Below are 26,509 nucleotides of genomic sequence, written 5' to 3'. Positions count from 1 at the left end.
GGCCGTGGCGTCCTACACGCTCGCGGAGCTCGCCGCCCGCGTCGGCGGCGAGGCGGAGGGCGACGGGAAGCTGCGGCTCGAGGGCATCGCGCCGCTCGAGGAGGCCACCGCGGCGGAGGTCTCCTTCTTCTCGAACCGCAAGTACCGCAAGGCCTTCGAGGCCTCGCGCGCCGGCGCGGTGGTGGTCGAGCCGGACGAGCAGGTCCCGGCCGGCCGCGCGGTGCTGCGCGTCGCGAACGCCTACCTCGCCTTCGCGAAGATCTCGACGCTGTTCCACCCGCCGCGCGAGGCGGTGCCGGAGGTGGCGCCGACCGCGGTGATCCACCCGACCGCCCGGGTCCACCCGAGCGCGCAGGTGATGCCGCTCGCGTGCGTGGGGCCGGACGCGCAGGTGGGCGCCCGGACCATCCTGTTCCCGGGCGTGCACGTGGCCGACGGGGCGCGGGTGGGCGAGGACTGCGTGCTGTACCACAACGTGGTGGTGCGCGAGCGCTGCGCCGTCGGCAACCGCGTCATCCTGCAGCCGGGCTGCGTGATCGGCTCCGACGGCTTCGGGTTCGCGTTCGACCCGGAGGGCGAGGGCAAGGGCCCGCGCCACTACAAGGTCCCGCAGGTCGGGAACGTGGTCGTCGAGGACGACGTGGAGCTGGGCGCGAACACCTGCGTGGACCGCGCCACCCTCGGCACCACGCGCATCGGCCGCGGCGCCAAGGTCGACAACCTGGTGCAGATCGCCCACAACGTCGAGGTCGGCCCGCTCTGCCTGCTCGTCTCGCAGGTGGGCATCGCCGGCTCCACCAAGCTCGGCATGGGCGTGGTGGCGGCCGGCCAGGTCGGCATCGTGGGCCACCTCCACATCGGCGACGGCGCGAAGATCGGCGCCCAGTCCGGCGTGTCGAGCGACCTCGAGCCGGGCGCGGCCGTCTCCGGCTCGCCGGCCCGCCCGCACGCGGAGTGGCTGAAGAGCGTGGCGGCGCTCGAGCACCTCGCCGACATGCGCAAGGAGCTGCGCCAGCTGCGCCGCGAGGTGGAGCGGCTGCGCGCCGACGCCGGCGAGGACGAGCCATGACCGAGACCGCGGAGCGCAAGCCCATCCTCGACGTGGTCGGCATCCAGAAGCTGCTGCCGCACCGGCCGCCGTTCCTGCTGGTCGACCGGGTGGTCGAGTTCGAGCCGAACAGGCGGGTGGTGGCGCTGAAGGGCGTCACCATGAACGAGCCGTTCTTCCAGGGCCACTTCCCGGCGCAGCCGGTGATGCCGGGCGTGCTCATCCTGGAGGCGCTGGCCCAGGCCGCCGCGCTGCTCGCCACCATGTCGATGAAGCCCGAGGAGGTGAACGACAAGATCACCTACCTCATGGGCATCGACGGGGCGCGCTTCCGCCGCCCGGTGGTGCCGGGCGACCGGCTCGAGCTCGAGGTCGAGGTCACGAAGCACAAGGGCGCCGTGTGGAAGCAGCGCGGCGTCGCGCGGGTCGACGGCCAGGTGGTCGCCGAGGCCGAGTTCATGGCGATGCTCGCCGACCGCGAGCAGTAGCAGAGCACCGAGGAGCACGGGCGTCATCATGGCCATCCACCCCACCGCCATCGTCGAGGCCGGCGCGCAGGTCGATCCGTCCTGCGACATCGGCCCCTACGCCGTGATCGGCCCGCTGGTGCGCATGGGCCCCGGCAACTCGGTCGGCCCGCACGCGGTCGTCACCGGCCGGACCACGCTGGGCGCGTCGAACCGGATCTTCCCGCACGCGGTCATCGGCGGCATCCCGCAGGACCTGAAGTACCGGGGCGAGGACACCGCGCTCGTCATCGGCGACCGCAACACGTTCCGCGAGTTCGCCACCGTGAACCTCGGGACCGCCGGCGGCGGCGGGGTGACCCGCATCGGCTCGGGCGGCCTGTTCATGGCGAGCAGCCACATCGGCCACGACTGCAACGTGGGCGACGGCGCCATCATCGCGAACTCGGTCGCCATCGCCGGCCACGTGCTCATCGAGGACCACGTGCACTTCGGCGGGCTGTCCGCCTCGCACCAGTTCTGCCGCGTCGGGCGGCTCGCGTTCGTGGGCGGCATGACCGGCGTCGCCATGGACGTGGCGCCGTACTGCACGGTGGCGGGCGCGCGCGGCGAGCTGGCCGGCCTGAACACCATCGGCATGCAGCGCGCGGGGATGACCGAGGAGCAGATCGGCCGCGTGAAGCAGGCGTACAAGATCGTGTTCCGCTCGAGCCTCGGCCTCGCCGAGGCGATCGCGCAGCTCGACGCGGAGCTGGCCGGCCACCCCGAGACCGACCACTTCATCGCCTTCCTGAAGGGCTCGCAGCGCGGCATCACGAGGTAGCGGTGGCGACCATCGGCCTCATCGCCGGCGGCGGGCGGTTCCCCCTCCTGTTCGCGGAGAGCGCGCGCCGTGCCGGCCACCGCGTGGTGGCGGTCGCGCACAAGTCCGAGACCGACCCCGAGCTGGCGAAGCAGGTGGACGCGATCACCTGGGTGAAGCTGGGGCAGATCGGCCACCTGCTGGAGGGGCTGCGCGCCGGCGGGGCGAGCCAGTGCGTGATGCTCGGCTCCATCACCAAGAAGCGCTTCTTCGCCGACGCCATGCTCGACGCCACCGGCGTGCGGGTGCTGGCGCGCGTGGCGGTCCGCTCCGACGACAACCTGCTGCGGGCCATGGCGCGCTTCCTCGAGGAGGAGGGCGTCGCCATCACCGACCCGACCCCGTTCCTCGCCGACCGGCTCGCCCCGGAGGGCGTGCTGGGGCGGCACCAGCCGACGCCGGAGGAGCTGGAGGACGCGCGCTACGGGCTGGAGCTGGCGCGCGGCATCGGCCGGCTCGACCTCGGCCAGACCGTGGTGGTGAAGGACCGGGTGGCGCTGGCGGTCGAGGCGCTGGAGGGCACCGACGCCTGCATCCGCCGCGGCGGCGAGCTGGCGAAGTCCGGCGGGTTCGTGGTGGCGAAGGCGGTGAAGCCGAACCAGGACCGCCGCTTCGACCTGCCCGCGGTCGGCCCGGACACGGTGGTGTCGCTGCGCGAGGCGCGCGGCCGCCTGCTCGCGGTCGAGGCGGGGGCCACGCTGGTGATGGACCTCCCGCGCATGGTCGAGCTCGCCGACAAGGCGAAGATCGTGCTGCTCGGGCTGCGCTGATGGCCTGGGCGCGCGACGAGGGCGGCGCGGCGGTGCTGGAGCTGCTGGTCCAGCCGCGCGCCTCCCGCACCCGCGCCGTGGGCGAGCACGACGGCCGGCTCAAGATCCAGCTCGCGGCGCCCCCGGTGGACGGGGCGGCCAACGCCGCGCTGGTGGAGTTCCTGGCCGTGGCGCTGGGGGTCCGGCGGGCCGACGTGGTGCTCCTCCGCGGCGAGACCGGTCGGCGGAAGACGGTCCGGGTGGCCGGGATCACCGCCGCGGCCGCGGTTGCGGCCCTGGCGTCCTGACCCGGCCGCCCGCACGGCCGGCCGCCCCCGGTCCCCGGGCGCCGGGGGGCGGGGGGCGGGGAGGGCCCGCCGGCGGGTCACGGGAACATGGACCCGAACGGTGTGTGTTTCGAGGGGACCTGGACTAAGATGGCGGCCCCCATGACCCACCCATTCCTCGCCGCGTGCCGTCGTGAGCCCGTCGACCGCGTTCCCGTCTGGATGATGCGCCAGGCCGGCCGCTACCAGCCGTCCTACCGCGCCGTCCGCCAGAAGGTGAGCTTCCTCGAGCTGTGCCGCTCGCCGGAGCTCATCGCCCAGGTGACGGTCGCGCCCATCGACGAGTTCGGCTTCGACGCCGCCATCCTGTTCTCCGACATCCTGGTCCACCTGCCGGCCATGGGCCTCGACCTCTCGTTCGAGAAGGGCGAGAAGGGCAAGGGCGACGGCGGGCCGAAGATCGGCAACCCGGTGCGCACCCGCGCCGACGTGGACGCGCTGCGCGTGCCGGTCCCGAAGAAGGACCTGCCCTACGTGCTCGACGGCGTGCGCGCCATCCGCACGGCGCTCGCCGACCGCGTGCCGCTCATCGGCTTCGTGGGCGGGCCGTTCACGGTGGCGAGCTACGCCGTCGAGGGCGGGAGCCAGGGCTTCACCCGGCTGAAGACCATGCTGTACGCCGAGCCGGCGACCGCGCACGCGCTGTTCGAGAAGCTCACCCAGGCCGCGATCGTGCAGATCGAGGAGCAGGTGGCGGCCGGCGCGCAGGCGGCCCAGATCTTCGAGAGCTGGCTGGGCGAGCTGGCCCGCGAGGACCTCGAGGAGTTCAGCTTCCCGTACCTCGCCCGCATCGCCGAGGCGGTGCGGAAGACCGGCGTGCCGTCGATCCTGTTCTCCACCGGCACCACCGCGCACCTCGAGCGGATGGCGAAGCTCGGCTACGACGTCATCTCGGTGGACTGGCGCATCCCCATCGACGAGGCGCGCGCCCGGCTGCCGGGCGTGGCGGTGCAGGGCAACTACGACTCGACGCTGCTCCTCGGGCCGCGCGAGGTGGCGGTGGCCCGGGCCCAGCAGCTGCTCCGGGCGGCCGGGCCGACCCCCGGTTACATCTTCAACCTCGGCCACGGGATCCAGGTGGGGACCCCGACCGAGAACGTGAAGGCGGTGGTGGACGCGGTCCACGCCTTCGGGTGGAAGTGAGGCGATCGGCGTGATCCAGATCCCGTCCACGCAGCTCATCAAGAAGTACGACCGGCCAGGGCCGCGGTACACCAGCTACCCGACCGCGCCGGAGTGGACCGAGGCGTTCGGGCCGGCGCAGTACGTCGAGCACCTGGCGCGCGCGAACCAGCAGGGCGGCCCGCTCTCCATCTACGTGCACCTCCCGTTCTGCCGGGAGATGTGCCGCTTCTGCGGCTGCAACGTGGTGGCGACGCACGACCGCACGCGCGCCGACGCCTACCTCGACGTGCTCGAGAAGGAGGTCGCGCTGGTGGCGGCGAAGCTGCCCGACCGGCGCGCGGCCTCGCAGCTCCACTGGGGCGGCGGCACGCCGACGTTCCTCGACGAGAAGCAGCTGGTGCGCTGCCACGACATCCTGGCGCGCCACTTCACCTTCACGTCCGACGCCGAGAAGGCGATCGAGATCGACCCGGCCATCACCACCCGCTCGCAGATCGAGGTGCTGGCGAAGCTCGGGTTCAACCGCATCTCGATGGGCGTGCAGGACTTCGACGCGCGGGTGCAGGAGGTGGTCGGGCGCATCCAGGGCGAGAAGGAGACCGCCGACCTGGTGCAGGCCGCGCGCGACAACGGCTTCAAGGGCGTCAACCTCGACCTCATCTACGGGCTGCCCTACCAGACGCCGGACACCTGGAAGAAGACGCTCGAGCGCATCCTCGCCATCCACCCGGACCGCATGGCGGTGTTCGGCTTCGCCTACGTGCCGTGGTCGAAGCCGCACCAGCGCCTGCTGCCGCAGGAGGCGCTGCCGAAGACCGAGCAGCGCGTCGAGCTGTTCCTGTCGGCGGTGGAGGCGTTCACCGGCGCCGGGTACCGGCTCATCGGGCTCGACCACTTCGCGCTGGAGTCGGACGAGCTGGCGGTGGCCCAGAGCGGCGGGTACCTGTACCGCAACTTCCAGGGCTACACGGTCCGCCCGGCCGACGACACCGTGGCGTTCGGGATGACCTCGATCTCGGACATCGGCGGCGCGTACGCGCAGAACGCGCACAAGCTGAAGGACTGGGAGGCGAAGGTCGACGCCGGGGTGATCCCGGTGGACCGCGGCGCCTCCATGTCCGCGGACGACGTGATGCGGCGGTTCACCATCAACCGCGTCATGTGCCTGCTCCGCCTCGACCTCCGCGAGATCGCGGAGAAGTTCGGGCCGGAGGGCCGGGCGGCCATCGAGGCCGACCTGCGCGCGGGCGTGAAGGAGCTGGAGGACGACGGGCTCGTCACGTTCGACGGCGACGTGCTGAAGGTGACGCCGCTCGGGCAGCTCCTGGTCCGCAACGTGGCCATGCTGTTCGACGCCTACCTCAAGAAGGAAGGCGGCAAGAAGCAGTTCTCGCGCACGGTGTAGCCGCGGGCGCCGACGCGCCGCCGCCGGGGAGCCGCATGAGCCACACCGCCGTCTTCCTCATGAACCTCGGCGGGCCGAGGAACCTCGCGGAGGTCGAGCCGTACCTCTACGAGCTGTTCTCCGACCCGCTGGTGATCACGGCGCCGTTCGGCCCGTTCCGCAAGCCCATCGCGAAGCTCATCTCGCGCACGCGCGCGCCGTCGTCGGCGGAGAAGTACCAGCTCATCGGCGGCAAGTCGCCGCTGGTGGAGGGCACCGAGGCGCAGGCGCGCGCGCTCCAGGCCGCGCTCGGCCCCGGGTACTCGTGCCACCTCGCCATGCGCTGCGGGCACCCCAACACCGAGGAGGGCGTCCGCGACGCGCTCGCCGCGGGGGCCACCCGCGCGGTGGCGCTGCCGCTGTACCCGCAGTACGCGAACGCCACCACGCTCAGCTCGCTGCTGGAGCTGCGCCGGCTCTGGCCGAAGGATCGCCCGCTCGCCGAGGTCTGCACCTGGCACGACCACGAGGGCTACCTGGACGCGTCGGCCGCCGCGCTGCGCGAGACGCTGGAGCGCGTCCCCGCCGCGCTGCGCGGCCGCACGCGGGTGGTGTTCAGCGCGCACGGCCTGCCCATGAGCCAGGTGCGCAAGGGCGACCCGTATCCGAAGTACGTCGAGCACTCCGCCCGCGAGACCGCGCGCCGCGCCGGCGCCGCCGACTGGCAGCTCACCTACCAGAGCCGCGTCGGCCCGGCGAAGTGGCTCGGCCCCGACACGGTGAAGTACCTCGAGGCCAGCGCGAAGGACCTCGCCATCGTCGCCGTGCCCATCGCGTTCGTCTCGGAGCACCTCGAGACGCTCTACGACATGGACATCCTGGCGAAGGAGGCCGCCGAGAAGGCCGGCGCCGCGCTCTACCTGCGCGTGCCCGCGCTCGGGGTCCGCCCCGACTTCATCGCCGCGCTCGCCGGCGTCGTGCACGAGGGCGAGAAGGCGTCGCGGACGGTGGCGGCGTAGGGGCGCCGGTTCCGGCGGCCGACCCGCCCGACGCCGCCTCGTCGGAACCCGGGCGCGTCGTTTCATTTCATGCGCCTGTGCCCAGCCGGGTCGAGGCCGCGGGTCATTCAGAGTCCGCTCGCAGTGAGCCTGTCGAACTGCGAGCGGTGGAGCCTGGCGCGAAGCCCAGCTCCGTGGACTGGCTCGACGGCGACCTGTCCCGCGGCGCGCGCGGTCGCCGTGAGACCGACGTGCGGCCTCCCGGCCCGCTCACGCCGCGTTCAGCCGGTGCAGCACCTGCTTCAGCAGCTCGCGGTCGGGCTGCGCCTTCAGCGCGGCGAGCGTCACCCGGCGCGCCTCCGCCACCTCGCCCAGCGCGGCCTCGGCGAGCGCCAGCACCGCGGCGGCGCGGCCGCCGTCGGGGGCGAGCGAGAGCGCCTTCCTCGCCTGCCGGCGCGCCTCCTGCGCCCGCTCGCCGGGCGGGAGCGCGGGATCGTGCAGCGCGGCGAAGCCGAGCATGGCCAGGTACTCGGGCTCCCGCGGGTTCCGCTCCACCGCCTCGCGGAACGCGGCCAGCGCGTCGGAGATGCGCCGCGCGCGCAGCGCGCGCTCGCCGCGCTTCAGCGCGATCTCCGCCGCCACGTCGATCCCGGGGCGGCGCACGCCGGACAGCTCGTAGCGCAGCATCAGGAACGACAGGTACGCCTCGCGCTTCTCGGGGGTGGACAGCACCTTGTACGCGGCGGTCACCTTGTCCTGCACCGCGGCGAGCAGGTCCTCGAGATCGCCCACCTCGAACTGCGCGAACGCGTCGGGGTGGAAGCGGCCGGCGACCTCGCGGTAGGCGGCCTCGATCTCCGCGGGCCCGGCGGAGATGTCCACCCCGAGCGCGCGGAAGTAGCTGCCGGGCAGGATCTGCAGCGCCGCCTGGCGCACCGCCTCGGCGCGGTCGGCGGGCAGGGGGCGGCGGCGGGGCGGGGCGGGCGCCTTGCCGTACACGGCGTCGCCGGCCTCCGGCGCCTCGTGGAACGCCACCGCGCCCACCATCGACAGGAACCACAGCAGCGTGAGCGCGTCGCGCAGCTCGGTGCGCCGGGCCTCCAGCCAGTCGCGCATGCGGGTCCGGCCGTCGATGGAGACCGCCAGGCGCAGGTCGCCGCTGGAGAGGCCGGCCGCGGGGAGGACCTGCTGGAAGTCGCCGGTCCGCACCGGGTACGCGTCGGTGACCGCGCGCAGCGCCTCGGAGAAGTGCCGCGCCGGGATGCCGCCGCGGGCGCCCTCGAGGATCGCGCGCAGCGGGAGCACCGGCGTGGCGTGGACCTCCCCGGCGAACTCGCCGCCGGCGTGGAAGCGCCACCGGCCCTCGCGCGCGCCGACCGCCCGCGCCACCAGCGCCTCCAGGTGCGCGCGCAGCGCCGCCGAGAGCGGCTCGCCGGGCTCGAGCACGCCCGCCGCCACCAGCGCGGCGCCGGGGCTGAGCCCGCTCGCCATCCCCTCCACCGCCGCGCGCTGCGCCGCCGCGTCGATCCGCCCGGCCTCGCGCAGCCAGCGCAGCAGCGCGTCGGCGGGGTCGTCGGACTGGAGCGCCACCGGCGCCCCGCGCTGGAAGAAGATCCGCTGCGCCGGCCCGGCCGGCTGCTCCAGCACCAGCACCCCCTCCGCCGCCGAGCGCCAGATCTGGTGCAGCAGCCGGGCCACCACGCCCGGCCGCACCTCGCCGCGCGCGGCGGGCGCCCGCGACAGCACCAGCGCCGCGCCCCGCAGCCGGGCGCGCGCGGCGGCGGCGGCCTGCGCCACGAGCTGCTGGACCTTGTCCACCAGCTCGCGGCGGGTGGGATCGGCCACGTAGGCGTTCGGCTTCAGGGGGAGCACCGCGGCGAGCCCGCGCGCCTTGCCCAGGTGCTCCTTGTCCGCGATCACCAGCAGCGCGCGGGGATCGGCGGCGCGGAGCTGCTGCGCCAGCGGGCCGGCCGGTCCCGCGGCGAGGTCCGCCGCGAGCACGACCGCGTCCGCCCGCTGCGCGGCGTACAGCTCGAACACCTGCTGGGGGTCCTCGGGGGCGACCGCCTCCAGGCCGGCGTCCGCGAGGCTCCGGGCGACGAACTCGCGCGTGGCCGGGTGTCCCTCGGCGACCAGGATGCGTGGCACGCGCCGATTGTACGTGCCTTCCCCGGCCGGACGAAGATCTCCGGGCGCACCGCGCGGGCCGGCGCGCCGGGATGCTAGACTCGGCGGCCCCGCGCCATGAAGGATCTCCTCCACCCCCGCCATCGCGCCGCGCTCGACCGCTTCCTGGGCGAGGGGGCGCGCCGCCCGGTCCTGCTCGCCTTCGACTACGACGGCGTCCTCGCCCCCATCGTCAAGGATCCCTCCGGCGCCCACATGCGCCCCTCCACCCGCGCGCTCCTGGCGCGGCTGGCCAGGCTGTATCCGGTGGCGGTGGTCTCGGGGCGCGCCTGGCGCGACACCCACCGGTTCGTGGGCGACGTGGTCCCGACGGTGGTGGGCAACCACGGCTTCGAGCTCGGGCACCCGGTCCCGGTCCCGGCCCGCGTGCTGCGGACCGTGCGCGGCTGGCGGCGGCAGCTCGAGGCGGCGCTGGACGGGGTGCCGGGCGTCCACTTCGAGGACAAGCGCTCCACGCTCGCGATCCACTACGGGCTGGGGCGGGCGTGGCGCCGCTCCGAGCAGGCCGTGTACGAGGCCGCCAACCAGCTCGCCGGCACCCGGCTCATCCCCGGCAAGAAGGTGCTGAACGTGCTCCCGCACGACTTCCCGTCGAAGGGCGACGCGGTCCGCGCGCTGCTCGCGCGCCTCGGCTGCGACGCGGCGCTCTACGCGGGCGACGACGTCACCGACGAGGATGCGTTCGCGGTGGGCGAGCCGCTCGTGTTCGGCGTGCACGTGGGCCGCGGGCGCACGCTCGCGCCCTGGTGCCTGCGCACGCAGGAGGACGTGGACGCGCTGCTGCAGCGGCTGGTGGAGGCGCGCGCGGGGGTGCGGCCGCTGCGGCGGGCGGGGCGGGCGCGGTGAGCCGGCCGAAGCCACCCGGCGCCGGCGCCACCGGCGACCTGTTCGCCCGCGCCGCGGAGCGGGCCGCGGCCGAGCGCGCCCACGCCGAGCGCGTCAGCGCGGAGCGTTCCGACGCCGAGCGCGTGAGCGCGGAGCGTTCCGACGCCGAGCAGGCCCGCGCCGCCGAGCGCGAGCGCGCCGCGGTGGAGCGGGCCCTGCCGCGCCCGTACACCGTCCGGGAGCTGACCCGCGCGCTGAAGATCGCGGTCGAGCCGCGCTTCCGCGACGTGTGGGTGGCGGGCGAGGTGGCGAACCTGCGCCGGCAGGCGAGCGGCCACGTCTACTTCTCGCTGAAGGACGACGACGCGGTGATCGGCGCGGTGATGTGGGCCTCGCAGGCGCGCCGGCTGGCCTTCGCGCCCGCCGAGGGCCTGGAGGTCCTGGCCCGCGGCTTCGTCGAGATCTACCCGCCGCACGGCAAGTACCAGCTCGTGGTGCAGGAGCTGGAGCCGCGCGGGGCCGGGGCGCAGGCGCTCCAGCTCCAGCAGCTCAAGGAGCGGCTCCAGGCCGAGGGGCTGCTCGATCCGGACCGCAAGCGCCCGCTGCCGTTCCTCCCGGCGCGCGTCGGCGTGGCCACCAGCCCGACCGGCGCGGCCCTCCGCGACCTCCTGCGCGTGCTCCACGCCCGCTTCCCCTCGGCGCCGGTGCTGATCGCGCCCTGCCGCGTGCAGGGCGAGGGCGCGGCCGCGACCGTGATCTCCGCGGTGCGCGCGCTCTGCCGCGCCGGGGTGGACGTCGTGGTGGTGACGCGCGGCGGCGGCTCGCAGGAGGACCTCTGGGCGTTCAACGACGAGCGGCTGGCGCGCGCCATCGCCGCCTGCCCGGTGCCGGTGATCTCGGCCGTCGGGCACGAGGTGGACGTCACCGTTGCCGACCTCGTCGCCGACGTGCGCGCCGCCACCCCGACCCACGCCGCGCAGCTGGTGGTGCCGGTGCGGGACGAGCTGCTCGAGCGGGTGGCCGCGCTCCGCGCGCGGCTGGTGCGGGCGGAGGCCGGCGCGGTGGAGGGGCGGCGCCGCACGCTGCGCGCGCTCCGGGCCGAGCTGGCCGACCCGAAGCACCTGCTCTCGCGCGAGCGCCACCGGCTCGACGACCTCGCCCACCGGGCCGAGGCGGCGGTGCGCGGTCCGCGGCGCCGCGAGCGGGCCGCCCTGGACGCCCTGCGCGCCCGCCTGGCCCGGCTCGAGCCGCGGGCACGGGTGCGCGCGCTCCGGGCACGGATGGAGTCGGCGACGCGCCGCCTGGGGGGCTGGCAGGCGGCCTACTTCCGCCGGGAGGCGATGCGGCTCGAGCGGCTGGGGGCGCGGCTCGAGCCGGCCAACGTCGCGAAGCTGCTGGCGCGCGGCTTCGCGCTCGCCCTGCGCGACGGGCACCTGCTCCTGCGCAGCGCCGACGCGCAGGTGGGAGACGCGGTGCGGCTTGCCCTCGCGGAGGGCTGGCTCATGCTCGCATCACCGGCCGGGATGCAGGAGAGGACCCATTGCCGGGCCGGGCGGCGCCCGCGGGGGAACCCGAACGGCCCGGCCACGGCGGGGAGGCCGTTGACCCCCCTTTGCGGCGTCGTTAAGTAAGGAAATCGCGGAGGAAGCGTGAGCGAGGCGAGCGAGGGTCGAGCGGAGACCGAGGCGGCGGGCGCCGCGGAGCCTTACGATGCGCTGGTGGCGCGCCTGGAGCGCGTCGTCGGCGACCTGGAGTCCGGGCAGCTCACGCTGGAGCAGTCCATCGAGCGGTTCGCGGAGGGTGTACGGCTGGCGAAGGAGGCGTCGCGGAAGCTGGACGACGCCGAGCGCCGGGTGGAGCTGCTGGTGCGCGGCGCGGACGGGGACGACGAGGCGGTTCCGTTCGAGCCGGAGGGCGGCCGGGGCCCGTGAGGCGATGACGGCCGAGCCACGCATGCGCAAGCCGAAGGTCATCATCGTCGACGACGACCGCGACACGCGCGAGATGCTGACGCTCGCGCTGGAGCTGGAGGGGTTCGACGTGGGCCAGGCGGCGAACGGCCTGCGGCTCATCTCCGCCATGCACGTGGACCGGCCGGACGTGATCCTGCTCGACGTGATGATGTCGTGGATCGACGGGTTCGAGCTGTGCCGCGCCATCAAGAAGAACCCGACCTTCGGGGACATCCCGGTGATCTTCATCTCGGCGCGCAAGAGCGCCGACGACGAGCGCGCCGGCATCGAGGCCGGGGCGGTGGACTACTTCCCGAAGCCCCTCGACATGGACCGGCTGGTCGCCCGGATCCGCGAGATCCTCGACCAGCGCGCCGGCGCGGTTCCGACCCCGGCCTAGGCCCCCCCGCCGCGCCCCCGGCCAGCGACGCCGGCGGGCGATCCGGCCGCGCCGCTTGTGCTAAAAGGTCCGTCACCTTGACGACCCCCTTCCCGATCGAGGCGTACCTGCGCAGCGTGGCGGAGCGCGTCGAGCCGCGCCTGGCCGCGCTCGCCGACGCGCGCGCGCCGGGCGGCCCGCGGCGGCTGGTGGAGGCGATGCGGTACGCGCTGCTCGGCGGCGGCAAGCGCATGCGGCCGGCGCTGGTGCTCGCCGCCTGCGAGGCCCACGGCGGCGACGCGTCCGACGGCTCGCTGGCCATGCGCTTCGCGGTGGCGCTCGAGGCCATCCACACCTACTCGCTCGTCCACGACGACCTGCCGGCCATGGACGACGACGACCTGCGCCGCGGCCGGCCCACCGTGCACCGGGCGTTCGACGAGGCCACCGCGGTGCTGGTGGGGGACGGGCTGCAGTCGCTCGCGTTCGCGCACCTCCTCGCCTCGCCCGACCCCGCTGCGGCGCCGCTCGCCCGGCTGCTCGCCGAGAACGCGCAGCTCATGGTGGAGGGGCAGGCCCGCGACATGGCCGGCGAGCACGCGCGCCTGGGCGAGGCCGAGGTCATGGAGCTGATGCGCACCAAGACCGGCGCCCTGCTCGCGGTCGCCGTCGCGGGCGGCGCGCGCTGCGCCGGCGCCTCCGCCGAGGCGGTCTACCCGGTGGGCCTGAAGCTCGGGCTCGCGTTCCAGATCGCCGACGACCTGCTCGACCTCACCGCCGACGCGGCCACGCTGGGCAAGCGCGCCGGCAAGGACGCCGCCGCCGGGAAGTCCACGCTGCACGCGGTGGTCGGGGTGGAGGAGGCCCGCCGCCGCGCCGAGGCGCTGCTCGCCGAGGCGCTCGCGGCGCTCGAGCCGCTCGGGCCGCGCGGCGAGGCGCTCCGCGCGCTGGCGCGGTTCGTCCTCGCCCGCAAGAAGTGATGGAAGGAGAGGAGACCCCATGGGCCGCCTGCTGGACACGATCGACTCGCCCGCCGACCTGAAGAAGGTTCCGGTCGAGCAGCTCCCCGCGCTCTGCCAGGAGATCCGCGAGCAGATCATCCAGACCTGCGCCCGGAACGGCGGCCACCTCGGCTCGTCGCTCGGCGCGGTGGAGATCAACGTCGCGCTGCACCACGTCTTCGCGTCGCCGCAGGACAAGCTGGTCTGGGACGTGGGCCACCAGGCCTACGCGCACAAGCTGCTCACCGGCCGGCGCGAGGCGTTCCGCACCATCCGGACCGAGGGCGGCCTGGCGGGCTTCCCCGAGCGGCACGAGTCGGCGCACGACGCGTTCGGCGTGGGGCACGCGTCCACCGCCATCAGCGCCGCGCTCGGCATGATCGAGGCGAAGCGCGTCACCGGCGAGCCGGGCAAGGTGGTGGCGGTGGTGGGCGACGGCGCCATGACCGGCGGCGTGGCGTTCGAGGGCCTGAACCAGGCCGGCTACCTCGGGCGCAACCTGCTGGTGGTGCTGAACGACAACGAGATGTCGATCTCGCCCAACGTGGGCGCGCTCTCGGAGTGGTTCTCGAAGAAGTTCGCCTCGCGCACGTACAACCGCTGGCGCCGCCAGGTGAAGGAGTTCCTGGAGAGCGTGCCCAAGGGCCCGGAGGCGATCGGGATCATCCGCCACGGCATCAACGCCACCAAGGCGCTCGTCACCCCCGGCATCCTGTTCGAGGGGCTCGGCTTCCACTACGTCGGCCCGGTGGACGGCCACGACGTGAAGGGGCTGGTGGAGACGTTCCAGAAGCTCGCCGTGTTCGACGGCCCGGTGCTGCTGCACGCCATCACCACCAAGGGCAAGGGCTACCACCCGGCCGAGTCGGACAAGGCCACCCGCGGCCACGGCCTGTCCTTCTTCGACGTCGCCACCGGGAAGCCGGTGAAGAAGTCGCCCGGGGCGAAGGCCTACACCGACCTGTTCGCCGAGGCGCTCTGCGAGGAGATGGAGCACGACCCGCGCGTCGTGGCCATCACCGCGGCCATGCTGGAGGGCACCGGGCTCATCAAGGCGAAGCAGCGCTTCCCGGACCGCACCTACGACGTCGGCATCGCCGAGCAGCACGCGGTCACCTTCGCGGCGGGCCTCGCCTGCGAGGGGATCCGGCCGGTGGTGGCCATCTACTCGACGTTCCTGCAGCGCGCATACGACCAGATCATCCACGACGTGGCGCTCCAGAAGCTGCCGGTGACGTTCGCGCTCGATCGCGGCGGCCTGGTCGGCGCCGACGGCAAGACGCACCAGGGCGCGTTCGACCTCGCCTACCTGCGCTGCGTCCCGGGGCTGGTGCTCATGGCGCCCTCGGACGAGAACGAGCTGCGCCACATGCTGCACACCTCGCTGCAGCACGACGGCCCGGCGGCCCTCCGCTACCCGCGCGGCGCCGGCGAGGGGGTGGCGCTCGAGCCCGCGCGCGTCCTGGAGATCGGGAAGGGGCGGCTGGTGCGGAACGTGCCGGGCAAGCCCGACGTCTGCGTGGTCGCGGCCGGCACCACGCTGAAGCCCGCGCTCGCGGCGGCCGAGGCGCTCGCCGCCGAGGGCGTCGCGGCCACGGTGATCGACCCGCGCTTCGTGAAGCCGCTCGACGAGGAGCTGGTCTGCGCCGAGGCGGCCCGCGCGAAGCGGGTGGTCACGGTGGAGGAGGGGTGCCTCGCCGGCGGCTTCGGCACCGCGTGCCTGGAGGCGTTCGAGCGCCGCGGGCTGCTCGAGGCCGGGCTGGGCGTGCGGCGCCTGGGCATCCCCGACGAGTTCATCACCCACGCCGAGCAGGCGAAGCAGCGCGCCTGGGTGGGCATCGACGCCGACGCGATCGCCGCGGCCTGCCGCGCCCTGGTGGGCGACCGCAAGGCGCGCGGCGTGGCGTAGGCCGGCGGGGCGCCGGTGAGCGCGCTGCAGGGCGCAGCCCCGAAGCAGCCGGTCGCGGTCGCTGACCGCGCGCCGCCAGGCGCGCCCGCGGGGACCTCGCGCGAGCCCGCGAACGCGGGCGCGCGGGGTCACGGGCCCCGCGCGGCGGGGTGGGGCCCCGCGGAGCTCCGCTCCGTGGGGCGGGGCGCAGCCCCGTGAAGAGAGAACGGATCGATCTGCTGCTGGTCGCCCGCGGCCTGGCCGAGTCGCGGACGCGCGCGCAGGCGCTGGTGATGGCCGGCGCCGTGGTGGTCGGCGAGGCGCGGGTGGACAAGCCCGGGCAGCTGGTGGACCCGGAGGCGCCCATCCGGCTGAAGGACGGGGCCGCGCCGCAGCGCTACGTCTCGCGCGGCGCGCTCAAGCTGGAGAAGGCGCTCGACGTCTTCCCGGTGGACCCGCGCGGCCGGACCTGCGCCGACCTGGGCGCCTCCACCGGCGGCTTCACCGACCTGCTCCTCCAGCGCGGCGCCGCGAAGGTGTACGCCGTCGACGTGGGCTACGGGCAGCTCCACCCGCGGCTGCGCGCCGACGCGCGGGTGGTGGTGCGCGAGCGCGAGAACGCGCGGCAGCTCACGGCCGAGGCGCTGGGCGAGCGCGTCGAGCTGGTGGTCGGGGACCTGTCCTTCATCTCGCTGCGCCTCGTCCTCCCGGCGGTGAAGGCGATCCTCCGCCCGGGCGGCCAGGCGGTGCTGCTCGTGAAGCCGCAGTTCGAGGTGGGGAAGGGCGAGGTGGGGAAGGGCGGCGTGGTGCGCGACGACGCCAAGCGGCGCGCGGCGCTGGACGGGATCGCCGCGGCCGCGGTCGAGCTCGGGTTCGAGGTGCTGGGCCACGCCGAGTCGCCCATCGAGGGGCCGGCCGGCAACCGCGAGTGGCTCCTCGCGCTGCGGCTTCCCTGAGGGCGTCCGCCGCCTCGGAGGGGCTGCGCCCCGGCGCGCGACGCTCCGCCGGGGCCTCGCACGAGCGGCCTGCCGCGCAGGCGTTCCGGCGCCGCGCAGGCCCCGTCGCGCCTTGACGCTTCGCGTTCCTTCTGCTACCTACACGCCGACATTTTCGCGCCCGGGTTCCGCCGGGTTCCGAAAGTGGGCCGCGGTCGCCCACTTTTTCTTTTTTCAGGGGTCCATGACGGGCATCGGTGAACAGTCCATCGCGGAGCAGGTGCGGAGCCTGCTCGAGCCGGTGCTGGAGCGCGACGGCTACGAGCTCGTCGAGGTGGAGTGGGCGCGGCTCGCGGGCCGGTGGACGCTCCGGGTGTTCATCGACAAGGCCGGCGGCGTCGGGATCGACGACTGCCAGGCGGTCTCGAAGACGGTGGAGCCGATCCTCGACGTGGCCGACGTCATCGAGCCGGCCTACGACCTCGAGGTCTCCTCGCCCGGGCTCGACCGCCCCCTGCGCAAGCCCAGGGACTTCGACCGCTACGCGGGCCAGCGCGTGCACGTGAAGGCGTACGGCCCCGTCGCCGGGACCGCGCCCGGCTCGCCCGCCCGGAAGCACTGGACCGGCGTGCTGAAGGGCTTCCGCGACGGCGCCGTCGAGCTCGACGTGGACGGCGTCCTGCACCGCGTCCCGCACGACCAGATCGCGAAGGCCAACCTCGAGTACGACGTCGAGGGCGACCTCCGAAGGAAGGACTGATCCATGCAGCAGAACGTCAACCTGAACCTCATCCTCGACCAGGTCGCCAAGGACAAGGGGATCGATCGCGCCAAGCTGATCGAGATCCTCGAGGAGGCCATCGGCAGCGCGGCCAAGCGCCACTTCGGCCTCGAGCGAAACCTCAAGGCCCGCTACGACGAGGAGAAGGGGCAGGTGGATCTGTTCCAGGTCCTCACCATCGTGCCGGATCCCACCGAGGAGGCGCCGCTCGCCGACCCGGTGAACATGGTCCCGGTGGCGGTGGCGCACGAGAAGGGCATCGACGTGGAGCCGGGCGACGAGCTCGACTTCCCCATCTACTACCGCGCCGAGGACGAGGCCGAGGCCCGCGCGCAGGACGAGCAGTGGGGCGACCTGCTCAAGCTGAAGACCTACCGCCGGTCGTTCGGCCGCATCGCCGCGCAGACCGCGAAGCAGGTGATGATCCAGGGCACCCGCAACGCCGAGCGCGAGAACGTCTTCAACGAGTACAAGGACCGCAAGGGCGAGGTCATCACCGGCATCGTCCGCCGCTTCGAGCGCGGCAACGTCATCGTGGACCTGGGCCGCGCCGAGGCGGTGCTGCCGGTGCGCGAGCAGGTGCCGCGCGAGAGCTACCGCGCCGGCGACCGCATCCAGGCGTTCGTGATGGACGTGCTGCGCGAGTCGAAGGGGCCGCAGATCATCCTGTCCCGCGCCTCGGTCGAGCTGCTGAAGAAGCTGTTCGAGATGGAGGTCCCGGAGATCGCCGAGGGCGTGGTGGTGATCGAGGCCGCCGCCCGCGAGCCGGGCGGCCGCGCCAAGATCGCGGTCAGCTCGCGCGACTCCGACGTGGACCCGGTGGGCGCCTGCGTGGGCATGAAGGGCAGCCGCGTCCAGGCGGTGGTCCAGGAGCTCCGCGGCGAGAAGATCGACATCGTCCCCTGGGACGAGGATCCGGCCCGCTTCGTGTGCAACGCCCTGGCGCCGGCCGAGGTCTCCCGCGTGCTGCTCGACGAGCAGAACCGCGCCATGGAGATCATCGTCCCGGACGACCAGCTCTCGCTCGCGATCGGCCGCCGCGGCCAGAACGTGCGGCTCGCCTCGCAGGTGACCGGCTGGAAGCTCGACATCAACTCCGAGTCGCGCGTGAAGGAGATGCGCGAGTTCGCGACCGAGAGCTTCGGCGCCATCGGCATCCCCGAGCAGACGCAGGAGATGCTGTACGCGCACGGGTTCCGGAAGGCGCAGGACGTCGCCAACGCCGCGCCCGAGATGCTCACGCAGTTCCCCGGCTTCACCATGGACATGATCCCCGACCTGCAGAAGCGGGCCCGGGAGCAGTCCATCGAGGACGCCGAGAAGGAGATGCGGCTGGAGCAGGAGCGCGAGGCGGCCCGGATCGCCGAGGCGCGCCGCCACCCCGACACGCTCACGCAGGAGGAGCGCTTCGCGCGCGTCCGCGGGGTGGGCGAGAAGACCATCGAGCAGATGAAGCTGGCCGGCTACCCCACGGTCGAGACGGTGCACAACGAGGCGGACGTGAACCGCTTCGCCGACTCCACCGGCCTCGGCATCAAGAAGGCCCGCCAGATCAAGCACGCCGTGGGCGTGTACCTGGAGGAGGAGGCCAAGCTCCGCGCCGAGCTCGACGCGGAGAAGGCCCGGCAGTCCGGCGCGGAGGGCGCGGGCGCTTGAACGAGCCCGTCCGCACCTGCATCGGCTGCGGCGCGAAGGCGCCCCAGCGCGAGCTGGTGCGGCTCAAGGTGATGGGAGATCGCGTGACGGTGGATCGCGAGCAGCGCGGCGGACGGGGAGCCTGGCTCCACGCCGCTCCTCCCTGCCTCGAGCGGGCGGCGAAGCGGCGCGCCTTCGCCCGGGCCCTCAGGGCCGAGGGCGTCCGCGCGGACGCCGAGACGCTCCGGGTCGAGTTGACGGGAAGTGCCCGTAAGGATTAGGAGTCTACGCAATGTCCAAGAAGCGGGTCCACGAGCTCGGGAAGCAGCTGAAGGAGCAGGGCATCGAGCTCTCCAACCAGGAGCTCGTCGAGAAGCTCCATGCGCTCGGTTACCTCGAGGTGAAGAGCCACTCGTCGTCCCTCGAGGACGATCAGGCCCACGCGGCCTACGAGAAGATCCTGGCCGAGCGGAAGCCGAAGCCGGCGCCGGTGCGCCCGGCGGGCCCGGGCTTCGTGGTGCGCAAGCGCGCCCACGTCGAGCCGCCCACCGTCACCGCCCCCGCGGCGCCGCCGCCGGCCGAGCCGGAGTACGCGGAGCCGGAGTACGCGGAGCCGCAGTACGCGGAGGCGCAGCAGGCCGAGCAGGGCTACGAGCCCGCGCCGCAGGAGGCGCAGCCCGAGGCCGCGCCCGCGCCGGTCGCCGCCCCCGAGCAGCCGGCGGAGGCCGCGCCGCTCGCCGCCCAGGCCGCGCCGTCGCCCGGCGCCCAGGCCGAGGCGCCCGCCGCGCCGCAGGCGCAGCCCGCCCAGCCGGCGGCGCCCGCCGCGCCGCCCGCCCCCACCGCACAGCCGTCGGCGCCGCCGCCCGCGGCCGCGCAGCCCAGGCCGCCGCAGCCGTCCGCGCCCGCCCGCCCGCCGCCCGCCGGCTACCGGCCGCCGCCCGCGCCCGGCGCGCGCCCGCCCGTCTCGGCCGCCCCCGGCGCGCCCGCGCAGCCCGGCGCCGCCGGGCAGCCGCCGCGCCCGCCGGTGGACCCGCGCACGCTCCGCCCCACCTCCACGCAGGCCGTCGTCATCTCGCGGCCGCTCGTGCCGGTGCGCCGCGTGACGCCGCCCACCTCCGCGCGCCAGCAGTTCCCGGTGGCCCCGGGCCCGCGCGCGCTCGGCGAGGTCCGCGAGCTCAAGGTCGTCCCCGGCTCGCTCGGCCGCGAGCGCGAGTTCATCGACGTCTCGCGCGACAAGCGCCGCGGCCGCCAGCCCGGCCGGCCCATCTCCGAGGAGCAGGCCAAGAGCCTGAGCGGCAAGGAGCTGCTCCAGGCCGCCATCAGCGATCGCGCCTACATCCCGATCCGCGGCAAGAAGAAGAAGCCGACCAAGAAGGGAGCCAAGACGCAGATCACCGAGAAGGCCGAGCACAAGAAGGTCATCCGCATCGAGGAGTCGATCTCCGTCTCCGAGCTCTCCCAGGTGATGGGCGTGAAGGCGTCCGACCTCATCCGCAAGCTGATGCAGATGGGGAAGATGGTCACCATCAACGCGCAGATCGACGCCGACACCGCCGCGACCCTGGCGCTCGAGCACGGCTACACCGTCGAGAAGAAGGGCTTCGAGGTCGAGGAGTTCATCCCCGAGGTCGAGGTGGACGAGTCGAAGCTCGTCATCCGGCCGCCGGTGGTGACGGTGATGGGCCACGTGGACCACGGCAAGACGTCGCTGCTCGACGCCATCCGCCAGGCCGACGTGGCCGCCGGCGAGGCCGGCGGCATCACCCAGCACATCGGCGCCTACTCGGTGAACACGCCGCAGGGGCCCATCACGTTCCTCGACACCCCCGGCCACGAGGCCTTCACCGCGATGCGCCAGCGCGGCGCGCAGGTGACCGACCTGGTGGTGCTGGTGGTGGCCGCGGACGACGGCGTGATGCCGCAGACGGTCGAGTCGATCAAGGCGGCCAAGGCGGCCGGGGTCACGATCCTCGTGGCCATCAACAAGGTCGACAAGCCCGGCGCCTCGCCCGAGCGCGTCATGCAGCAGCTCACCGAGTACGAGCTGGTCGCCGAGCAGTGGGGCGGCACGACCATCATGCTGCCGGTGTCGGCCCGCACCAAGCAGGGCATCCCCGAGCTGCTCGAGTACATCGCGCTGCAGTCCGAGGTGCTGGAGCTGAAGGCGAACCCGGACAAGCTCGCCGCCGGCCGCGTCATCGAGGCCAAGCTGGAGAAGGGGCGCGGCCCGGTCGCCACCGTGCTGGTCGAGGAGGGCACCCTCCGCGTCGGCGACGCGCTGGTCACCGGCGTCCACTTCGGCCGCGTCCGCGCCATGATGAACGAGCGCGGCGAGCAGGTGGACGACGTCGGCCCGGGCTATCCGGTCGAGGTGCTCGGCCTCTCCGGCGTGCCGGTCGCGGGCGACGAGTTCGACGTGGTCGAGGACGAGAAGGCGGCCAAGGAGGTCGCCCAGCACCGCGCCACCAAGCAGCGGCAGAAGGAGCTCGGCGGCGTCAAGAAGGCCACGCTCGAGGACCTGTTCGCGAAGTCCAAGGCCTCCGGCCAGAAGGTGCTCAACCTGGTGGTCAAGGCGGACGTGCAGGGCTCCTCCGAGGCCGTCAGCCAGGCGCTGGAGAAGGCGGCCACCAAGAAGGTGGGCGTCAAGATCCTCGAGTCCGCCGTGGGCGCCATCACCAAGTCGGACGTGCTGACCGCGGCCGCCGGCAACGCGGTGATCGTGGGCTTCAACACCAAGCCCGAGAGCGAGATCGAGAACATCGCCAGCCAGCAGGGCGTGAAGATCCTCCTGTTCGGCATCATCTACGAGGCGGTGGACCGGATCCGCGAGGAGATGGCCGGCCTGCTCGAGCCGATCATCAAGGAGAAGCCGCTCGGGAAGGCCGAGGTCCGCCAGGTCTTCAACATCCCGCGCGTGGGCCAGATCGCCGGCTCGGCGGTCACCGAGGGCGTGGTGAAGCGCACCGGCCACGTCCGCGTGGTCCGCGACCGCAAGGTGGTCTTCACCGGGAAGATCGGCTCGCTGAAGCGCGTGAAGGACGACGTCCGCGAGGTCGCGCAGGGCTTCGAGTGCGGCATCGGCGTGGACGGCTTCTCCGACGTGAAGCAGGGCGACATCCTCGAGGTGTACGAGCTCGAGGAGATCCGCCCGTCGCTCGACTAGGGCGTCGCGGGGCGGGGCCTCCGGGCGCCGCCCCGCGCCACCTCGCCGGGATCGCGCCGGCCCCCGCGGCCGCGCGCCCCGGCCCCGCGCCCGGGCCAGGGCACGCGCCGGAGGCGCCATGTTCGTCGGAGTCCTCAGGCTGACGCTGCACCTCCCCGAGCCCGGCTCGCTCAAGTCGAAGCGGCACCTGATCCGCTCCGCCCTGGACCGGGTGCGCGCGAAGTTCAACGTGTCGATCTCGGAGGTCGCCGAGAACGACCTGTGGCAGCGGAGCGTGGTGGGCGTGGCCGCGGTCGGGAACGATCACGGCTTCGTGAACGAGGTGCTCGACAAGGTGGCCGACTTCGTCGGCTCGATGCACGGCGGGCAGATCCTGGTCACCGCGCGCGACATCGAGATCGTCCCCTACGGCGACGGCATCGGCGAGGGCACCATGCGCACGCTGGCGGAGGCCGAGGGCGCGCCGTCGTGGGGCGACGAGGGCGCCCGCGAGCAGGAGCCGCGCTTCCCGAGGCCGAGGCCGCGGCCGCGCGAGGAAGACGAGCACCAGGACGAGGGAGACGACGAGCCGTGACCACCCACAACCGCCCCGCCCGCGTGGCCGAGGAGTTCCGGCACGAGCTCTCCGCGCTGCTGGCGCGCGGCCTGAAGGACCCACGCATCACCGGGTTCGTGACCGTGACCGGGTCGAAGATGTCGCCCGACCTGAAGGAGGCCACGGTGTACGTGTCCATCCACGGCGACGAGCGCGTGCGCAAGGACACCTTCGCCGGGCTGCAGGCGGCCGCCGGCTTCCTGCAGCGCGAGGTGTCGCGAGCGCTGCGGCTGCGCAACACCCCGCACCTGCGCTTCGTCTACGACGAGTCGGTGGCGCGCGGCGACCGCATCGAGCGGCTGCTGCGCGAGGCGCGCACGCAGGGGCAGGAGCCCGCCGCGGACGTCGAGCCCGCCCCGGGCGCGGCGCCGGACGACGAGGCCGAGGAGTAGCGGCCGCGTGCGCCCGGGCGTGCTCGTGGTGGACAAGCCCGCCGGCCCCACCAGCTTCGAGGTGGTGCGCCGGATCCGGCGCGCGCTCGGCGCCGCGCGGGCCGGGCACGCCGGCACGCTCGACCCGGCCGCCACCGGCGTGCTGGCGGTCTGCCTCGAGGACGGCGTGAAGCTGCAGCAGTTCCTCTCCGACGGCGACAAGGCCTACGACGCCACGGTGGCCTTCGGGGCGGCGACGAGCACCGAGGACGCGGACGGCGAGGTGACCGCGCGCGGCGACGCCTCGGCGCTGACCGAGGACGCGGTGCGCGCCGCGCTCGCCGGCCTCACCGGCGACATCGAGCAGGTCCCCCCGATGTACTCGGCGGTCCGGGTGGGCGGGCGGCGCCTGCACGAGGCGGCCCGCGCCGGGGAGACGGTGGACCGCACGCCGCGGCGGGTGCGCGTGCACGCGCTCGAGCTCGGCGCGCTGGACGCCGCGCCCGGACCGGACGGCCTGCGGCGCGCCCGGGTGGCGGTGCGCTGCGGGAAGGGCACCTACGTCCGCACGCTGGCCGCCGACCTGGGCCGTGCGGTCGGCGTGCCCGCCCACCTGGCGGCCCTGCGCCGCACCATGGCGAGCGGCTTCGACCTGTCGCGCGCCATCGGCCTGGAGGACGCCGAGGCGCTCGCGCGCGAGCACGGCCGCGAGGCGCTGGCCGAGCGGGTCGTGCCCATGGCCGAGGCGCTGGGCACGCTCGCCGCGATCCGGCTGGGCGAGCGGGAGGCCTGGGATCTCGTGCACGGGCGCCCGGTGGCCCGGCCGCCCGGAACCCCCGGGATGGTGCGCGCGCTCGCGCCGGACGGTCGCCTGCTGGCGGTGTGCGCGCCGGGCGAGGGCCGCCTGCGCACCCTGCGCGTGTTCCTGGGCCCCTCCGACCTCCGGGCGGGCCCCGCCCAGAATCGTTGACTCCCCCGCCGCGATCGCTTAAGACCGCGCATTCACGACGCTCACTGCGGCCCGAGGCGCGCGCCTTCGCCCCCGCGGCGGTGAGCGGAACCGACGAAAGGAAGAAGCTATGGCGCTCGTCCAGGACAAGAAGCAGGAGCTCGTGCAGAAGTACAAGCGGCACGAGAAGGACACGGGCTCTCCGGAGGTGCAGGTCGCGCTGCTCAGCGAGCGGATCGCGTACCTCACCGAGCACTTCAAGACGCACAAGAAGGACCACCACAGCCGCCGCGGCCTGCTGAAGCTGGTCGGCCAGCGCCGGCGCCTGCTCGACTACCTCCGGACCATCGACCAGGGTCGATACAAGACGCTCATCGACCAGCTCGGCATCCGCAAGTAGCGGGGGTCGGGACGGCGCCCCGGTCGAACGGCCGGGGCGCTGGCGCTTCCGGGAACGGGGGCGCCGCCGCAGTGTGAAGTGAACGCGCCCGCAGGACCGGGCCGCGCGAGGGACGCCGAGGGCGCTTCCGTTTCCGACTGGGCCGCCTCTCCACGGAGAGGCGGCGGAGTGAGGAACAGAGGCACCTTCGAAGGCCCGAGGGCGAACCGGCCCCGCGGGACCAGCGGGACGATCGCGGCCGCAGCGCGGCCGGCGCGTCCCGAGGAAGGTGCACATGACGCCCATCCAGAAGACCGCCACCGTCGGCGGCAAGGAAATCCTGCTCGAGACCGGCAAGGTCGCGAAGCAGGCGCACGGCTCGGTCTGGGTCCGCCTCGGCGACTCGATCGTGCTCGTCACCGCGGTCTCCGCCGCGGAGAAGAAGGAAGGCATCGACTTCTTCCCGCTGACGGTGGACTACCAGGAGAAGCTGTTCGCCGCGGGCCGCGTCCCCGGCAGCTTCTTCCGCCGCGAGGGCCGCCCCACCGAGAAGGAGACGCTCACCTCCCGCCTGGTGGACCGCTCCTGCCGCCCGCTGTTCGCCGAGGGCTACTCGAACGAGACGCAGGTCATCGCGACCGTGATCTCCTTCGATCAGGAGAACGACACCGACGTGCTCGCGCTCACCGGCGCGTCGGCGGCGCTCCACATCTCGGACATCCCGTTCGGCGGCCCCATCGCCGGCGTGCGCGTCGCCCGCGTGGGCGGCCAGCTCGTCGCGAACCCGACGCTGGCCCAGCGCGCCGAGGCCGACCTCGACGTGGTGATGGCGGCCTCCCGCGACGCCATCGTGATGGTGGAGGGCGGCGCGCAGGAGGTCTCCGAGGCGGTGATGATCGAGGCGCTGCTGTTCGGGCAGGCCGCGGTCCAGCCGCTGCTCGACGCCCAGGACGCGCTCCGCGAGGCCACCGGCAACAAGCCGCGCCGCGCCTTCGACCCGCCCAAGAACGACGTCGAGCTGCGCGCCAAGGTGAAGGCGCTCACCTGGGAGAAGGTGAAGGAGGCCTACGGCCGCAACGAGAAGCACGACCGCTACGGCCGGCTCTCCGAGATCAAGAAGGAGCTCCTCCAGGCCCTCAAGGAAGAGGCGGCCGGCGACGCGGCGAAGCTCGCGACGATCGCCCTCCGCGAGAAGGAGATCAAGGGCTACTACGAGGACGTGAAGTACGAGTACATGCGCAAGATGATCACGGATGAGCGCCGCCGCATCGGCGGCCGCGGCATGGCCGACATCCGCAAGATCACCTGCGAGGTGGGGCTGCTCCCGCGCGTGCACGGCTCCTCGCTCTTCACCCGCGGCGAGACCCAGGCGCTGGTGGCCACCACGCTGGGCACCGCCGAGGACGAGCAGCGCGTCGAGATGCTCACCGGCATGGTCTTCAAGAAGTTCATGCTGCACTACAACTTCCCGCCGTTCTCCGTCGGCGAGGTGAAGTTCCTGCGCAGCCCGGGCCGCCGCGAGATCGGCCACGGCGCGCTGGCGGAGCGCGCGCTCCGCGCGGTCATGCCGCCCGAGGACGCGTTCCCGTACACGGTCCGCGTCGTCTCCGACATCATGGAGTCGAACGGCTCGTCCTCGATGGCGTCGGTGTGCGGCGGCTGCCTGTCGCTGATGGACGCCGGCGTGCCCATCAAGGCGCCGGTGGCCGGGATCGCCATGGGCCTCATCAAGGAGGGCGAGAAGATCGCCATCCTCTCCGACATCCTCGGGGACGAGGATCACCTCGGCGACATGGACTTCAAGGTGTGCGGCACCGCCGCGGGCATCACGTCGATCCAGATGGACATCAAGATCGGCGGCGTGACCCGCGAGATCCTCGAGCAGGCGCTCTCGCAGGCCGCCGACGGCCGCAAGCACATCCTGGGCGAGATGGCGAAGGCGCTCTCCGCGCCGCGCGGCAGCATCAGCGCCTACGCGCCGCGCATCACGACCATCAAGATCCGGCCGGAGCGCATCAAGGACATCATCGGCCCCGGCGGCAAGACCATCAAGGACATCACCGCCCGCACCGGCACCTCGATCAACATCGAGGACGACGGCTCGGTCTCCATCGCGTCGCCGAACCAGGACAAGGTGGAGGAGGCGATCAAGATGATCCGCGGCCTCACCCAGGAGGCCGAGGTCGGCCGGATCTACCTGGGCACGGTCCGCAAGATCGCCGAGTTCGGCGCCTTCGTGGAGATCTTCCCGGGCACCGACGGCCTCATCCACATCTCCGAGCTCTCCGACAAGCGCGTGAAGAGCGTCTCCGACGTCCTCTCCGAGGGCGAGGAGGTGATGGTGAAGGTCATCTCGGTGGACCGCTCCGGGAAGATCCGCCTCTCGCGCAAGGAGGCCCTCGCCGACACCGCCAAGAAGGCGGAGGGCGGCGCCGAGGCCCCCAAGGGCGAGCCGGCGAAGTAGGCACGCGCCGGGGGCCGCGAGGACG

General features: G+C 73.8%; 25 protein-coding genes. 24 read left to right on the top strand and 1 reads right to left on the bottom strand.

Annotation, left to right across the window (positions count from 1 at the left end; translation table 11 throughout):
- Positions 1–4: 4 nt before the first annotated feature.
- The 8 genes from lpxD (at position 5) to hemH (ending at position 7,001) form a co-directional block, all read left to right on the top strand.
- Positions 5–1,069, top strand: coding sequence for a UDP-3-O-(3-hydroxymyristoyl)glucosamine N-acyltransferase (gene lpxD, locus ACOQFB_RS15470; RefSeq protein WP_059437444.1), 1,065 nt, complete (start codon positions 5–7; stop codon positions 1,067–1,069).
- The gene (gene fabZ, locus ACOQFB_RS15465; protein WP_421609330.1) at positions 1,066–1,536 is read left to right on the top strand and encodes a 3-hydroxyacyl-ACP dehydratase FabZ; all 471 of its coding nucleotides are present in this window, start codon (positions 1,066–1,068) and stop codon (positions 1,534–1,536) included. The genes lpxD and fabZ overlap by 4 nt, the downstream gene beginning before the upstream one ends.
- Positions 1,537–1,564: 28 nt before the next feature.
- Positions 1,565–2,338 carry an acyl-ACP--UDP-N-acetylglucosamine O-acyltransferase gene (gene lpxA, locus ACOQFB_RS15460; protein ID WP_421609329.1) on the top strand — a complete coding sequence of 258 codons (774 nt, stop codon included), beginning with the start codon at positions 1,565–1,567 and terminating at the stop codon, positions 2,336–2,338.
- A gap of 2 nt (positions 2,339–2,340) precedes the next feature.
- Complete coding sequence (locus tag ACOQFB_RS15455; RefSeq protein WP_059437447.1) at positions 2,341–3,147, top strand: LpxI family protein; 807 nt, start codon at positions 2,341–2,343, stop codon at positions 3,145–3,147.
- Positions 3,147–3,434, top strand: coding sequence for a DUF167 domain-containing protein (locus ACOQFB_RS15450; RefSeq protein ID WP_059437448.1), 288 nt, complete (start codon positions 3,147–3,149; stop codon positions 3,432–3,434). Before ACOQFB_RS15455 ends, ACOQFB_RS15450 begins: the two co-directional genes overlap by 1 nt.
- Before the next feature lie 129 nt (positions 3,435–3,563).
- The gene (gene hemE, locus ACOQFB_RS15445) at positions 3,564–4,616 is read left to right on the top strand and encodes a uroporphyrinogen decarboxylase (protein ID WP_421609328.1); all 1,053 of its coding nucleotides are present in this window, start codon (positions 3,564–3,566) and stop codon (positions 4,614–4,616) included.
- Positions 4,617–4,626: 10 nt separating this feature from the next.
- The gene (gene hemN, locus ACOQFB_RS15440) at positions 4,627–6,003 is read left to right on the top strand and encodes an oxygen-independent coproporphyrinogen III oxidase (protein WP_059437450.1); all 1,377 of its coding nucleotides are present in this window, start codon (positions 4,627–4,629) and stop codon (positions 6,001–6,003) included.
- Positions 6,004–6,038: 35 nt separating this feature from the next.
- On the top strand, positions 6,039–7,001 hold the full coding sequence (gene hemH / locus ACOQFB_RS15435; RefSeq protein ID WP_059437451.1) for a ferrochelatase: 963 nt from the start codon (positions 6,039–6,041) through the stop codon (positions 6,999–7,001).
- 249 nt (positions 7,002–7,250) lie between these two features.
- Here the strand turns inward: hemH and ACOQFB_RS15430 are convergent, their stop codons facing one another.
- Positions 7,251–9,128 (bottom strand): DnaJ domain-containing protein, encoded by a 1,878-nt coding sequence (locus ACOQFB_RS15430; RefSeq protein ID WP_421609327.1) that lies wholly within the window; start codon positions 9,126–9,128, stop codon positions 7,251–7,253.
- A gap of 96 nt (positions 9,129–9,224) precedes the next feature.
- Here ACOQFB_RS15430 and otsB point away from each other — a divergent pair, with 96 nt between their 5' ends.
- From otsB to pnp, 16 genes are all read left to right on the top strand, one after another.
- Positions 9,225–10,013, top strand: a complete 789-nt coding sequence (gene otsB, locus ACOQFB_RS15425) for a trehalose-phosphatase (protein ID WP_059437453.1) — start codon at positions 9,225–9,227, stop codon at positions 10,011–10,013.
- The gene (gene xseA / locus ACOQFB_RS15420) at positions 10,010–11,623 is read left to right on the top strand and encodes an exodeoxyribonuclease VII large subunit (RefSeq protein WP_494492270.1); all 1,614 of its coding nucleotides are present in this window, start codon (positions 10,010–10,012) and stop codon (positions 11,621–11,623) included. Before otsB ends, xseA begins: the two co-directional genes overlap by 4 nt.
- 18 nt (positions 11,624–11,641) lie before the next feature.
- Positions 11,642–11,923 carry an exodeoxyribonuclease VII small subunit gene (gene xseB, locus ACOQFB_RS15415; RefSeq protein ID WP_059437455.1) on the top strand — a complete coding sequence of 94 codons (282 nt, stop codon included), beginning with the start codon at positions 11,642–11,644 and terminating at the stop codon, positions 11,921–11,923.
- A 22-nt stretch (positions 11,924–11,945) separates the two neighbouring features.
- On the top strand, positions 11,946–12,344 hold the full coding sequence (locus tag ACOQFB_RS15410) for a response regulator transcription factor (protein ID WP_012525214.1): 399 nt from the start codon (positions 11,946–11,948) through the stop codon (positions 12,342–12,344).
- A 77-nt stretch (positions 12,345–12,421) separates the two neighbouring features.
- Positions 12,422–13,303 (top strand): polyprenyl synthetase family protein, encoded by an 882-nt coding sequence (locus ACOQFB_RS15405; RefSeq protein ID WP_059437456.1) that lies wholly within the window; start codon positions 12,422–12,424, stop codon positions 13,301–13,303.
- 19 nt (positions 13,304–13,322) lie between these two features.
- Positions 13,323–15,233, top strand: a complete 1,911-nt coding sequence (gene dxs, locus ACOQFB_RS15400; protein WP_421609326.1) for a 1-deoxy-D-xylulose-5-phosphate synthase — start codon at positions 13,323–13,325, stop codon at positions 15,231–15,233.
- A 194-nt stretch (positions 15,234–15,427) separates the two neighbouring features.
- Positions 15,428–16,168, top strand: coding sequence for a TlyA family RNA methyltransferase (locus ACOQFB_RS15395; RefSeq protein ID WP_421609325.1), 741 nt, complete (start codon positions 15,428–15,430; stop codon positions 16,166–16,168).
- 223 nt (positions 16,169–16,391) lie between these two features.
- Entirely contained in the window at positions 16,392–16,907 is a 516-nt protein-coding gene (gene rimP / locus ACOQFB_RS15390) for a ribosome maturation factor RimP (protein WP_059439514.1), read from the top strand.
- A gap of 3 nt (positions 16,908–16,910) precedes the next feature.
- Positions 16,911–18,584 carry a transcription termination factor NusA gene (nusA, locus tag ACOQFB_RS15385; RefSeq protein WP_059439513.1) on the top strand — a complete coding sequence of 558 codons (1,674 nt, stop codon included), beginning with the start codon at positions 16,911–16,913 and terminating at the stop codon, positions 18,582–18,584.
- On the top strand, positions 18,581–18,844 hold the full coding sequence (locus ACOQFB_RS15380; RefSeq protein WP_059439512.1) for a YlxR family protein: 264 nt from the start codon (positions 18,581–18,583) through the stop codon (positions 18,842–18,844). The genes nusA and ACOQFB_RS15380 overlap by 4 nt, the downstream gene beginning before the upstream one ends.
- 11 nt (positions 18,845–18,855) lie before the next feature.
- Complete coding sequence (infB, locus tag ACOQFB_RS15375; protein ID WP_421609324.1) at positions 18,856–21,726, top strand: translation initiation factor IF-2; 2,871 nt, start codon at positions 18,856–18,858, stop codon at positions 21,724–21,726.
- 118 nt (positions 21,727–21,844) lie between these two features.
- On the top strand, positions 21,845–22,300 hold the full coding sequence (locus ACOQFB_RS15370) for a DUF503 domain-containing protein (RefSeq protein ID WP_059438251.1): 456 nt from the start codon (positions 21,845–21,847) through the stop codon (positions 22,298–22,300).
- The gene (gene rbfA, locus ACOQFB_RS15365; RefSeq protein WP_011420162.1) at positions 22,297–22,713 is read left to right on the top strand and encodes a 30S ribosome-binding factor RbfA; all 417 of its coding nucleotides are present in this window, start codon (positions 22,297–22,299) and stop codon (positions 22,711–22,713) included. Before ACOQFB_RS15370 ends, rbfA begins: the two co-directional genes overlap by 4 nt.
- 7 nt (positions 22,714–22,720) lie before the next feature.
- Positions 22,721–23,662 carry a tRNA pseudouridine(55) synthase TruB gene (truB, locus tag ACOQFB_RS15360; RefSeq protein ID WP_059438250.1) on the top strand — a complete coding sequence of 314 codons (942 nt, stop codon included), beginning with the start codon at positions 22,721–22,723 and terminating at the stop codon, positions 23,660–23,662.
- A gap of 109 nt (positions 23,663–23,771) precedes the next feature.
- Positions 23,772–24,041 carry a 30S ribosomal protein S15 gene (rpsO, locus tag ACOQFB_RS15355; protein WP_059438249.1) on the top strand — a complete coding sequence of 90 codons (270 nt, stop codon included), beginning with the start codon at positions 23,772–23,774 and terminating at the stop codon, positions 24,039–24,041.
- A gap of 274 nt (positions 24,042–24,315) precedes the next feature.
- Complete coding sequence (pnp, locus tag ACOQFB_RS15350; protein ID WP_059438248.1) at positions 24,316–26,484, top strand: polyribonucleotide nucleotidyltransferase; 2,169 nt, start codon at positions 24,316–24,318, stop codon at positions 26,482–26,484.
- The last annotated feature ends 25 nt before the right edge of the window (positions 26,485–26,509 follow it).

Origin of the sequence: Anaeromyxobacter sp. Red801 (assembly GCF_049201065.2) — a bacterium.
Lineage (GTDB): Bacteria > Myxococcota > Myxococcia > Myxococcales > Anaeromyxobacteraceae > Anaeromyxobacter.
This window is presented reverse-complemented; position numbering and strand designations above follow the sequence as displayed.